13 protein-coding genes and 1 tRNA gene are annotated in these 12,808 nt (G+C 29.5%); 11 read left to right on the top strand and 3 right to left on the bottom strand.

The window, feature by feature from the left end; genetic code table 11:
- The coding region (locus tag SVN78_05045; protein ID MDY6820969.1) for a DUF72 domain-containing protein at nucleotides 1-469 on the bottom strand (469 nt) is incomplete at its 3' end.
- Between the two features lie 119 nt (nucleotides 470-588).
- Here SVN78_05045 and SVN78_05040 point away from each other — a divergent pair.
- Nucleotides 589-662, top strand: a tRNA-Arg gene (locus SVN78_05040).
- Nucleotides 663-815: 153 nt separating this feature from the next.
- On the top strand, nucleotides 816-2,021 hold the full coding sequence (locus SVN78_05035) for an iron-containing alcohol dehydrogenase (protein MDY6820968.1): 1,206 nt from the start codon (nucleotides 816-818) through the stop codon (nucleotides 2,019-2,021).
- Between the two features lie 7 nt (nucleotides 2,022-2,028).
- Here the strand turns inward: SVN78_05035 and SVN78_05030 are convergent, their stop codons facing one another.
- Entirely contained in the window at nucleotides 2,029-3,279 is a 1,251-nt protein-coding gene (locus SVN78_05030) for a radical SAM protein (GenBank protein ID MDY6820967.1), read from the bottom strand.
- Nucleotides 3,280-3,397: 118 nt separating this feature from the next.
- Between SVN78_05030 and SVN78_05025 the strand changes: the two genes are divergently transcribed.
- From SVN78_05025 to SVN78_04990, 8 genes are all read left to right on the top strand, one after another.
- Entirely contained in the window at nucleotides 3,398-4,159 is a 762-nt protein-coding gene (locus SVN78_05025; protein ID MDY6820966.1) for an MBL fold metallo-hydrolase, read from the top strand.
- A 235-nt stretch (nucleotides 4,160-4,394) separates the two neighbouring features.
- Entirely contained in the window at nucleotides 4,395-5,774 is a 1,380-nt protein-coding gene (locus tag SVN78_05020) for a PhoH family protein (GenBank protein ID MDY6820965.1), read from the top strand.
- A 91-nt stretch (nucleotides 5,775-5,865) separates the two neighbouring features.
- A complete protein-coding gene (gene ccsA, locus SVN78_05015; GenBank protein ID MDY6820964.1) occupies nucleotides 5,866-6,657 on the top strand; it encodes a cytochrome c biogenesis protein CcsA in 792 nt (263 codons plus the stop codon).
- Between the two features lie 3 nt (nucleotides 6,658-6,660).
- A complete protein-coding gene (hemA, locus tag SVN78_05010) occupies nucleotides 6,661-7,941 on the top strand; it encodes a glutamyl-tRNA reductase (protein ID MDY6820963.1) in 1,281 nt (426 codons plus the stop codon).
- Nucleotides 7,919-8,848: a hydroxymethylbilane synthase gene (gene hemC, locus SVN78_05005; protein MDY6820962.1), complete on the top strand. Its 930-nt coding sequence runs from the start codon at nucleotides 7,919-7,921 to the stop codon at nucleotides 8,846-8,848. The genes hemA and hemC overlap by 23 nt, the downstream gene beginning before the upstream one ends.
- On the top strand, nucleotides 8,848-9,558 hold the full coding sequence (locus SVN78_05000) for a uroporphyrinogen-III synthase (protein MDY6820961.1): 711 nt from the start codon (nucleotides 8,848-8,850) through the stop codon (nucleotides 9,556-9,558). Before hemC ends, SVN78_05000 begins: the two co-directional genes overlap by 1 nt.
- Nucleotides 9,559-9,561: 3 nt before the next feature.
- Nucleotides 9,562-10,527 carry a porphobilinogen synthase gene (gene hemB, locus SVN78_04995; protein MDY6820960.1) on the top strand — a complete coding sequence of 322 codons (966 nt, stop codon included), beginning with the start codon at nucleotides 9,562-9,564 and terminating at the stop codon, nucleotides 10,525-10,527.
- Between the two features lie 2 nt (nucleotides 10,528-10,529).
- Nucleotides 10,530-11,273: a DUF815 domain-containing protein gene (locus SVN78_04990; GenBank protein ID MDY6820959.1), complete on the top strand. Its 744-nt coding sequence runs from the start codon at nucleotides 10,530-10,532 to the stop codon at nucleotides 11,271-11,273.
- Nucleotides 11,274-11,319: 46 nt separating this feature from the next.
- On the opposite strand, the gene SVN78_04985 is transcribed toward SVN78_04990, so the two are convergent.
- Nucleotides 11,320-12,423, bottom strand: coding sequence for a DUF2891 domain-containing protein (locus tag SVN78_04985; GenBank protein MDY6820958.1), 1,104 nt, complete (start codon nucleotides 12,421-12,423; stop codon nucleotides 11,320-11,322).
- Nucleotides 12,424-12,607: 184 nt separating this feature from the next.
- Here SVN78_04985 and SVN78_04980 point away from each other — a divergent pair.
- Nucleotides 12,608-12,808, top strand: a 201-nt coding sequence (locus SVN78_04980) for a cytochrome ubiquinol oxidase subunit I (protein ID MDY6820957.1), incomplete at its 3' end; no start/stop codon positions are given.

Genomic DNA, 12,808 nt, shown 5'->3' with positions numbered 1-12,808 from the left:
ATTTTTTGCAGAGTGAATAAATATCCTCTGTTACCCAGGATTTATGCCTAAACTCAAAAACATTTTTAATATTATTATATTTAGTTAGTATATTTAAAAAGTCATTAAAGACCTCTATGTTTACTTTAAAGCCAGGTGGTAGCTGCCATAGTATAACTTTTAATTTTTTATCTAGTTGCGATATAACCTCAAAAAAATTCTCTAGTTCCACTTTACAGTCTCTTAATCTTTTTATGTGAGTTATAAATCTACTTGCTTTTACAGAGAATGCAAAGTTTTCAGGAGAGCGATTATACCAGCTAATAACAGTTTTTTCATTTGGCAATCTGTAAAATGTAGAATTTAGCTCTACAGTATTAAATTTAGTACAATAGTATTCAAACCATTGTCTTTGTGGTATTTTTGATGGATAGAATCTCTCTTTCCAATGTTTGTAGCTAAATCCTGAACAGCCAATATAAATATTCATAGTATTAAATTATTATGTAAAACATATTTAAGCAAGGATTATAGGATCTTCTTATTGACATTGATGCTTTTTAATTTATTATTTTAAAAGTGGTAAGCTCTAGTTAGCTTTTTAAAGTAGCGCCCTTAGCTCAATTGGACAGAGCGTCTGACTACGGATCAGAAGGTTGGGGGTTCGACTCCTCCAGGGCGCATCTTATATTTTGCCTAATTAAAATAAACTAAAAATTGGTTTTAATATCCTTAGCTCTATAGATTATTCAATTAGAAAGAAAAGATAATATTTTGTTTACAAAACTTTTTTATACTATATATTAATAATAAAATATTATTTTAGGGGGTAAGTTATGAAATCTTATGATGTTAAAATTGATGTTAAAAAGGTATTTACTTTGCAACCTGCAAGGCCAATTACTTATTTTGGTGTAACTGCAATAAATAAGATTGAAGATATAGTAAAGGATTTGCGCAATAAAGGGCATGGCAAATTTTTAGTTGTAACTGATAAGGTAGCTTATAAGGCATGTGGAGCTTGGGATGTTGTAAAACCTGTTTTAGAGAAAGAATCAGAAGGTTTTGAACACTATGATAGTGTAAGGCCTAATCCAACTTATGATAACTGTGAAGAGGCTGCACAAATTGGGTCCAAAGCAAATGCCAATGCAATTATAGCTATTGGAGGTGGGTCTGTTATTGATACGGCAAAAACTGCGGCAGTTTTAATGTTTCACCCTGGCAAAAAGGCAGTTGAATTTTATGAGAAAGGTGAAGAGATCAAAGGTGCGCTTCCAATTGTTGCAATTAACACTGCCCACGGGACAGGAAGTGAAACCGATGCTTTTGCCGTTGCTCAGTCTGATGGTCATGATAAACCTCTTATTAATTCTCCGCATATTTATCCAACATATTCAATTGATGATCCAGAGCTTACATTGACGCTACCTTTAAATCAAATTATTTCTACAAGTATTGATGCAGTTAACCACTCTACAGAAGCAGCAACAACTATCACTACAAACCCATATTCAATATCATTAGCAAAGGAAGCTATTTCTTTGGTTGCGACTTATCTACCACAGGCAATTGTGGAGCCAAAAAATATAATACCAAGATACTGGCTAATGTATGCTTCTGCTATAGCTGGGATATCTTTTGATATAGGGCTTCTACATATTACCCATTCTATGGAACATGCAATGAGCGCTCTAAATCCAGAAGTTATCCATGGCGATGGTTTAGGTATTTTACTACCAGCAATTATTAAAGAGATATACCATGCAGTGCCAGAAGTTTTGGCCAGCCTGTATCATCCTATTGTTCCAGAGTTAAAAGGCTTACCTGGTGAAGGAGATTATGCTGTTGAGAAAATTAGAAAATGGTTTAATAGTGTTGGGCAATCAACAAGTATGAAAAAATATTTCTCAGAAAACGATATACCAAAATTAGTGAAAATGACTAAAGAGTCAATGCTTGGAAAAATTTTACTCCCTTTAGCACCTATTACTGTTAACGACGATGTTTTAACACGTATATTTAAGGAGTCTATGCTTTAATAGATATTTATAATACTTTAAAATTTACGTTATTTATAAATGTAGATAATATTTTATTAACATTGGGATTATTAATTTCTGATGAACAGTAAAATGTTGGATATAGTAGATTAGTGTCTTTACTTATTTTGTTCTCTTTTATAGCAATTTTTGCAAGTTTTGTATTAGGGTATATGCGAATGCCCTTTGTAATTTTTAACATATCAAGGGGTAGATTCTTTATAAAATTTAGTGACTCTACAAGTGTTTCTAAATTTTCATTAGGTCCCCCAAGGAGTAAAAAACCTAATTGTTCGATTTTATTTTTATTTAGCTGCTCTGATATCTTTAAAACTTCTTCTTTTGTGTATTTTTTATTTAGTATTTTTAAGATATTGTTGCTACCACTTTCAAAGCCTAGACTTACTTGATAACATCCTGCCTTTTTTAATAGCAAAATCATTTCACTGTCAACAAATTTTGGGTATAACATGCAGTTAAATCTAATGGGCAGTTTACTCTCAATAATTTTGTTTAAAAGTTTCTTAGTGTAGTCTGTGGGTATGTTGAACGTGTTGTCCACAAAATAAAAATGTTTGTAACCTTCCTTAACCCATTTAGAAAGCCATTCAACAAATGTGTTTATATTTCTAGACCTAATAGTTGTTCCTTCAATTAGATGTGTTGAGCAGTATATACAGTTGAGAGGACAACCCTTACGCGTTTGTATTGGTAAGATTATATTATTGTTGTTTTTACTATTAATTAATTTACTATCTGGTAGTATATAGGTATCTATATTTTCTTTAAAACTGCTATAGATTATATGTTTTTTTCTAATATCTAATCTGCTTTTACTTAAATTATTTATTAGTGCCGGAAATGTTTTTTCACCTTCACCAACAATACCGAGATTAATATCAAGGTAATCAAGACATTCTTTAGGAAAAATACTAAAACCAGCACCACCTAGTATTATCACTGAAGATGTGGTTTCTTTTATTGAGTTAATATAATCTCTGATATTTGTCAGATAAAAGATTGGTTTCTCCATATCTTGATTATCAATATTTCTAATTGATACACTAATATAATCGGGCTTGCTGTGTTTTATGGTATCTTTTATTGCTATTATTGGATTAGGGCAATCAAGTAAGTCAAGAAAATCAACATCTAATCCTGCTTTTTTTGTATTTGCATAGACACAATATGCGCCAAAGGGAAGTACTGTGCCATAATTGTTTTTTTCGTTATTAACTGATATTATTAAAATCTTCATATATAAACTATATAAATAAATATAAGAAGTTGCCTTTTATTGTCTAATACTAGTTTTTGTTATTTATTAAATAAATTTGTAGTATTATAATAATAAATAATTTAGTTAGAGAGTAAAATTGAAAGTAAATATAGTAGCTTCGGGTAGCTCAGGTAATTGTTCATTTATTGAGGATGAAAATACTATTATCTTTATTGATATAGGTATTTCTATGCGAAGATTGGCGGATAAAGTAAATGTGGAGAAATTTAATAAAAAAGAGCTGTTTTTATTTATAACCCATGAACACAGTGATCATATAATAGGTCTAAAATCTTTTTTAAGAAAATTCAAACCTGTTGTTTTTACTAGCGAAGGAACGGCATCTTATTTAGAGCAAAAGGGCTATGATGTTAATAATTTTTATATATTGAAGAGGGATAGGTTGTATAATCTGTCTAAATTTAAAGTAGCGCCTTTTAATATTCCTCATGATAGCTTTGAGCCCCTTGGCTATAAATTTTTCTTTGGTGAAAAAAAATTAACCTTTGCTACTGACTTTGGTGCTACATCTAATTATCTACTTGATTATCTAAATGATAATAATTTTTTACTACTGGAATCAAATTATGAAGATACATTACTCTTTGGAGGCAAATACCATAAAAGTTTAAAGAGAAGGATTGCATCAATTAAAGGACATTTGTCAAATAAAGAGGTGTTTAACCTAATATATAAACTCAATACTAGCAAAATAGATAAGATATATTTGGGCCATATAAGTGAAGATAATAATGATTATAACATTGTTAAAAGATATGTTAATATGTGCGCAAAATATTTTTATCTAGATATAGGTTATATTAAACAAAAGGTTAGTTTGTTTGATATTAATATTTGAAAATAAAACATAAAATAATATTTTCAATAAAACCTGTTTCTTGACATAATAGGTCTGGTAACAAAAATTTTACATTTTATTTTAAATAATCATTTGCAATATTTATGACATTGCCCTATTATAAATATAATAATTCATAATGTTCAATTATATAGATGAAAACAGCAAATTTATATTTTCTATATGTTATATCCAATTAAAATGTGTAGATTAATTAAAGATAAGGAGGGGTTCTTTGTGTAAGAAAAACTTTGTTATCGATACAAATGTTGTTTTGTATTCACCTGATTGTTTGGAAACCTTTAAGGATAATAATGTGTTTATACCTGCTGTTGTTCTAGAAGAGTTGGATAAGTTTAAAAACACCTTTGACATGAAAGGCTATCATGCTCGTGAGTTTATTAGAAAACTTGAGCTTATTAGAAAGAATGGAAATCTTTTGGAGGGAGTGGGGCTTAAAACAGGTGGTACATTATATGTAAAATTTTATAACGGTACAAATGATATGCCTAATGAATTCTGTAATAGCATTAATGATAATTTTATTTTAGGTGTGGCACAAGATATTAAAAACAATTCTGATAATGAAACAATTTTGATTTCAAAAGATGTAAATTTAAGGATTAAGGCAAATGTAATTGGTATAAAGGCAGAAGATTATTATCATGATAAGAGCAATAAAACATTCGAATTAAACAATGATATTTTATTAACTGAGGATTACATAATAGACCATCTGTATAAAGATGATTGTATGCAGGCTAAAGATATGATTATATTAAATAATTTGGAAAGAATTATTTCAAATAATGATTATTTCTTAATAAGATCTATTGATAATGAGAAGAAGAGTGCTCTTGTGAAGTTTATAAGAAATGGAGAAAATGAATATTTTGAGGTTATAAAAACTAACCCATCAATATTTGGGGTAGTACCTATCAATTATAAGCAGAGATTTTTAGTTGATGCTCTATTAAATCCTAATATAAATATAGTTTTTGCAATTGGCATTGCTGGGACAGGAAAAACACTACTTTCTATTAGTGCCGCGCTTACAGCAATATTTAAGAAGGAATTTAAAAAACTTGTTATTACAAGATCCCCTGTACCTATGGGTAGAGATTTGGGTTATTTGCCTGGTAAAATTTTAGAGAAGATGGATCCTTGGCTTAAGCCAATTTATGATAATCTAGAACTTTTAATTGACCAGATAAATGATAGCAAAAATCCTGTTATTAAGGATGATAATCTTTTAAAGAAACATATGAATGAGATAACTATGGAGTATTTAAATGCTTTGGGTATTATTGAGATTGAGGCATTAACATATATAAGGGGAAGGACCTTTCACGATACCTTTTTGATAATTGATGAGGCTCAAAATCTTACCCCCCATGAGGTAAAAACAATAATAACACGTGCAGGTAATAATACAAAAATTGTATTAACTGGGGATCCCTTCCAAATAGATAATCCCTATTTAGATGAACGTGATAATGGTTTAGTATATGCATCTGAAAAATTTAAAAATATGGAATCAACTATTGCTGCATCAATTTACCTAAGTAAATGTGAGAGGAGTTTGTTAGCTGAACAGGCAGCTGAGTTTTTGTGAGATTAAGGTTATAAAATATAGACCAATAGTTCATTGATTTTGTTATTTATTTATTATATTTTTAATTGAAAAGGAGAATTAAGGATTAATTATGCTTAATCTTTCTAGTTTTACACTCTATGTTTTTTCATTTTTTTTGTTTTTATTTGGCTATATAAAAGAGAGTAAAAAAGGCTTTAATGTTGCTTTTCTACTATTTATTTTTGCGCTATTAATAAATTTTATAATTGTGCTTTCTAGCTGGTATGAATTTTATATCTTTCCAACAATATCATTTAATGATACCCTCTTGTTTTTAAATTTAGTAATAGCGATCATGTTCTTGTTTTTCTATATTGTTTATAAAAACACCTACCTTTTTGTCTTTATACTTCCCTTTATTATTGCACTTTTTATTGTTACATTTATTTTTAAAAATACCTCAGTTGTAGAGATTCAAAAAAATACCCTTCTTTTATATATACACTTGCCCTTTTCAATAATTGGTACCGCACTTTTCTTTATTTCCTCTTTCTGTGGTATTGTTTACTTTTATCAAGAAAGACAATTAAAAAAGAAGAATATGAAATTTATAAATGGAATGAACATCCCTCTATTTACTATAAATAGATTGTTAAATAATTTTTTAATTAGTGGGTTTATAATATTTACAATAGGACTTATTACAGGTTTTATTTGGAGGTTTTATACTGTTGATATTGATAAGTACCAATATGAGGGTAAGCTTATTTTTTCTATAATAACCTGGCTAGTTTTTGGTGTTTTAATATCACTTAAAAAAATTAAAGGTTTGACACCAAAAGCAGTTGCCTTGGGAAGTATTATTGGGATGTTTGCGCTAATTACTACATATATAGGCCTAGCTATATTTTTGACTGGTTAATAAATGGAAATCTTTGTTATCGGGTTAAATCATAATTCAGCCCCAGTTGAAATAAGGGAGCTTTTTGCAGTAACAGATGATAGGATGGCTAAACTATATGGAAGAATATTAGCCCATAATTCTATATATGAAGCCTTGATTTTATCAACATGTAATAGGGTTGAAATATATTATGTCTCAGATAACACCCACGATGACAGTAAATTTGTTATAGATGTACTAATCGAGGGAAAAGAGATTAATCTAGAAGATGTGAGAAATTATTTTTATATATATAAAGGTAGAGAAGCTCTTGAGCATATTTTTGAAGTAGCTGCTGGTATAGATTCCATGGTTGTAGGCGAACCTCAGATATTTGGACAAGTAAAAGATGCCTTTAGGAAGGCAAGGGAGTATGAAGCAGCTAGAAAAGTGTTTACAAAATTAGAGGAAATAACAATAAATTGTGTCAAAAAGATTAAAACTAATACAAAAATATCAGAAAACCCTATTACAGTGAGTTCAGCAGCTGTTGAGCTTGTAAAAAAAATATATGGTTCCCTTGAAAACAGGAAGGCTTTAATTATAGGTGCAGGTGAGATGTGTATTTTAGCTGCAAAATATTTAGCTAATGAGAAGTTAGATAATATATTTGTTGCAAATAGAACATATGAAAAAGCAAAATCCCTTGCAGAAGAAATTGGTGGATTACCAATAGAGTTTTATTCTATTGTAGATTATTTATCAACAGTTGATATTGTTTTGACCTCTACATCCTCAAAAGATTTTATAATCCATTATGATGATGTTAATAAGACTATGGCTCTAAGGAAATATAGCCCCTTATTTTTTATAGATATTGCTGTTCCAAGGGATGTTGATCCTAGGATTAATGATGTAGAGAATGTCTATGTGTATGATATTGACGATCTAAAAAGCGTTGTAGAGATGAACAAAAAAAAGAGAAAAAAAGAGATTGAAAAGGCTAAATATTATATAAAAGATTCAATTAATAATTATTATAGATGGTTAAAAACTATTAAAATTTCACCAGTAATTGTTGCAATGCGTAATTATTTTGATGAAATCAAACAAATAGAATTAGAAAGGCAAAAAAGTAAACAGAAAATAGAAGATAAAGAGGAAATAAAAAAGTTGAATAGAGCTCTAAGTGATTATGCTAATAAATTGTTGCACAAACCTATTATTAATATTAAAATCAATAGCTTAGATGATAAAAAATTTTCATTAACAGAGGCAATAAGAATACTCTTTGACTTAAATGATGATAAAAAGAAAGATTAGAATTGGAACTAGGGGAAGTAGGTTAGCCCTAAAACAGGTTGAACAGGTAATAGAAAACTTGAAAGCTAAGTACCCCTATATAGAAACAGAGGTTGTTAAGATAAAAACATCAGGTGATAAATTCAGGGATGCCCCTCTTGCAAACATAGGTGGAAAAGGTTTGTTTTTGAAAGAGATTGAGGAGGTATTATTAAAGAAGGATATTGATGTAGCTGTACATAGTTTGAAAGATGTTCCAGCAGAAATACCTAAAGAATTAGAAATAATAGCAACACTAAAAAGAGAAGACCCACGAGATGCTTTTATCTCTTATAAATATAATTCTTTAAATGAATTAGTAGATGGTTCAGTAGTGGGTACTTGTAGTTTAAGGAGGAAGAGTCAGCTACTAAGATTTAATAAGAATTTAAAGATTAAAGATCTAAGAGGAAATGTTAATACAAGGCTTAACAAGCTGAGAAAAGGTGAATATGATGCAATAGTAATTGCAGCTGCAGGTCTAATTAGGCTAAATTTATCAAATGAAATAACTGAAGTCTTAGATACAAATATTATGATTCCAGCTATTGGACAAGGTGTTATAGCTCTTGAGACAAGAAAGGATGATATTGATACAAAAAATTTATTAGGAGTTTTAAATGATAGCGAATCAAATATTGCTGCAAAGGCTGAGAGAGCTTTTTTGAAAGTTGTTGAAGGGGGCTGCCAAGTACCTTTGGGTTGTTTCTGTAATATAGTAGATAGTAAAAAAATAGTCCTTAATGCTTTTATCTCATCAATTGATGGCAAGGATTATGTTTTAGGCTATAAAGAAGCAAATATTGAAAAAGCAGAAGAAGCAGGGAAAGAGCTTGCTCATGAGTTATTAAATAAAGGGGGTAGTAGAATTTTAGAGGGAATCCTTTAATGAATGTTCTTGTTACAAGAACCCCTGAGCAATCAGTTAATTTCATAAATTTATTATCAAAAAATGGGTTTTATCCCTTTTTATTGCCATTAATTAGAATAGAAAAATTAGATTACAAGCTAGATGATATTAATTATGATTATATTGTATTTACCAGTAAAAACGCATGCAAATATTTTTTGGATTCTATAAGTAAATTTAATTTGAACCTTTGCAATGTCATCGCTGTTGGCTCAAAAACTGCCGAAGCATTAGAAAAGGCAGGAATTAATGTCAACTACATCCCTGAAGAATATTCGCAGAGTGGTTTGATTAGGCTTTTTGATGAATTAGGTGTTTCTAATAAGAAAATTTTAATACCAGGCTCAAGCAAAAGAGATACTGAATTAATAGATTATTTATGTAAAAAGAATTGTTTAGTAAAAACATTAGATATATATGAAACAAAATCAGTAAAATATCCAGATAGTTATGTAGAGAATTTTATTAAAGATAATAATATTAATATTATAACCCTGTTTTCACCTTCAGCTGCTAAAAGCTTAATAAGTCAAGTTGATATTAATCTCTTACATTCTATAAAAATAGTAAGTATTGGTATAAAGACTGCAAATTTTTTAAATAAATATAATTTAGAAACTTTTTATCCGAATACATTTACAGAAGAGTGTGTATTAGATGTTATAGTTAAATTAAGAGTTGGAGGTTAGTTTATGAAGTTTCCAGAATTAAGAGCAAGAAGGCTTAGATACAACGAAAAAATAAGGAAAATGGTAAGGGAGACCTTTTTAAATATTGATAGTTTTGTATATCCTATGTTCGTTTCTGAGCTTGTAAGTGGTAAAAAAGAAGTAAGCTCAATGCCAGGAATCTTTCAATTAAGCATAGATGAGGCTGTTAAAGAGGCTATTAAGATAGAAAAGCTAGGTATTACATCTATTATATTATTTGGAATACCAAAATTAAAGGATGCTACTGGCTCATCTGCCTATGATGAAAATGGTATTATACAAAGAGCTATTAGAGCAATTAAAGAAAATACTAATCTATATATAATTACAGATGTCTGCCTTTGTGAATATACTGATCATGGGCATTGCGGAATAATTAAAGATGGTTATGTAGACAATGACAAAACACTTATAATATTATCAGACGAAGCTTTATCCCATGTAAAGGCCGGTGCTGATATGGTTGCACCAAGTGATATGATGGATGGCCGGATTAAAGCAATTAGAGATAAGTTGGATAAGAATGGTTTTATTAATATACCTATTATGAGCTATTCTGCAAAGTATGCATCTGCCTTTTATGGACCTTTTAGAGATGCTGCTGAAAGCACTCCGCAATTCGGGGATAGAAAAACCTACCAAATGGATCCATCAAATAGATTAGAAGCGATTAAGGAAGCAAAGCTAGATTTAGAAGAGGGAGCAGATATACTTATGGTTAAACCAGCAATGTCATATCTTGATATAATAAGCGATTTTAAAAAGAATTTTGTTGTACCAATTGCAGCCTATAATGTTTCTGGCGAATATGCATTAGTCAAAGCTGCAGCAGAGAAGGGTATTATTAACGAAAAAGAGATTGCTAGAGAAATACTTACATCTATTAAAAGGGCGGGAGCTGATATAATAATAACTTACTTTGCTAAAGATATTGCTAATATTTTATAGATATGGATTTAGATAAAAATATTGCATTTAGATGGAATGGCTCTGAGATTGAAGTAATTGATACAATTGAGAAGATAGAAGAAAGTGACTTATTGTTTTTAGATAGGCAAAAGCAATTATCAAAAAGAAATATCGAAAATTTTATAGAGGACAAGCCCTTTTTGAATATGTTTTTTTGGGGGCCAAGGGGCGTTGGTAAGTCTTCCCTAGTTAAACTACTCTTAAATTTGTATAAGCAGAGAAATTTAAGAGTTATTGAGTGTTCTCAAGAATATATAGAAGGTATCTATAAAATATATAGATTTGTTAGAACTAATAATAAATATTACTTTATAGTGTATTTTGATGACATATCTTTTGACAATAGCGATATAAGTTTTAGAAGGTTTAAATCAATAATGGAAGGGGGTTTAGAGGAAAAACCTATTAATCTTTTATATATTGCTACATCAAATAAGAGGCATATTGTAAAAGAAACAATGAAACCCAAGGATGATGTTTACAGTAATGATTTAGAAAATGAACAATTATCGCTGTTTGCTAGATTTGGCCTTTCAATAACCTTTCCACTGTTAACAAGAAGAGAGTATATAACGGTAGTCAGGTATTATCTAGATAAATATTTAGTTAATTTAGACAATTTAGAAGAAAAAGCTGAGAATTTTGCAACTAATAGGGGTGGCAGAAGCGCCAGGGTTGCAAAACAATTTGCTATTTATTCTCATTTAGTAAATGATGATTTATAATCTTTTTATAATCTTTTTATAATCTTTGGTATTAAATATAAAAGTATTAATAATTATTAAAAACATTGATCATGTATACTGCAAATGTTGCAAGCCAATGCTCTCCCTCATAGAATCCACTAGTAACGTTTGCAAGTGCACTTTTAGCATGTTTTTCAGCTGATTCTAAAAGAATTTTTCTAGAAGGATCATCTTTATCTAGGGTTTTTGCAATGCCATACATGCACCATGCCCTACTTAAATTTAGCCCATCTAAATGTACTATTTGTGGATCTGACCTATCAGTAATAACTGCTGGATTTAGGAGGCTTTCCGGTTTATTATCTGCAATATTTGGTAAAAATTTATGAAACCAATTAGAAAATTCAGTTTTAGTTAAAATCCTGCGCATCAAGTCAGCCTCTGTTAGACAAGGGGATAAGAAGTCATTACCATTTGGTTCTAATTCTGCAGGATAATTTGTATCATCTAAAAAATATTTTTTTGCTCTTTCTGCAACTATATTCTCTAGTTTATTATCACCTATTGTTATAGCGTAATCATAGGCGAATGTTAGTCCAAATGCAGTATTGGAGTGGGTGCCCGTCCTTATTGGATAAGTTTGCTTGGGGAAATACTCCTTATACTTACTAGCCACAAGTTTTGCCAATGGCTCGATAGCTTCTCTCCATTTAATTGCATAATCATTTTGCCATGTATATAATTCTTCATAAAGTTTTAATAACCAAGCCCAACCGTAGGGTCTTTCAAAGCTTTTTCTGTTTTCATCATTAATATATTCAATCTCTTTTAAAATGTTATTTGTTGTTAAGTTTTCATTTAATCTATCTATTATATTGTCAGCTATTTTTAATTGTGGGAAATTTTTAAGTATATATACTAATAACCAATGGCTGTGCACAGAGGAGTGCCAGTCATAACATCCATAGAATGAAGGATGTATTTGTTTTGGTGTTTTTACATCCTTTAGACCGTTTATTACGTGATTAGGCTTATTTGGATATTCTTGCTGTATACAGTTTAATGGCAGCAAAGCTAAATTTTCTACGGTATCATTTGTAATCTCTATGTTCATATTTGAGTCTTCAGCAAGCAACAAACTGCTGTAACTTAATAAAATTATAATAGTTAATATGTTTATTACTTTCATAATTTTATATTAATATATACAGTTTTAAATTATAATAGGTCAAGTAAAATTGCCTAAAAATAACAAATAAATTTGTTATGAAAATTTTATATAGTATAATATGGTAAGATCTGATATTAATATTTGAAAAAAATATAATTTATAATTATAATAATACAAAAATATTAATTAAGGAGGTAATAGTATGGAGGCATTGACCCTTGCAAGATTGCAGTTTGCAATGACAACAATATTCCACTTCTTTTTTGTTCCACTAACATTAGGGCTTATTATTCTAATTGCGATAATGGAGACGATATATGTAAAAACTGGTAATGAAATGTATAAATCTATGGCAAAATTCTGGGGTAAAATATTTTTAGCTAATTTTGCAATAGGTGTTGTT

It is taken from the genome of Deferribacterota bacterium (assembly GCA_034189185.1).
Classification (GTDB): domain Bacteria; phylum Chrysiogenota; class Deferribacteres; order Deferribacterales; family UBA228; genus UBA228.
This window is presented reverse-complemented; position numbering and strand designations above follow the sequence as displayed.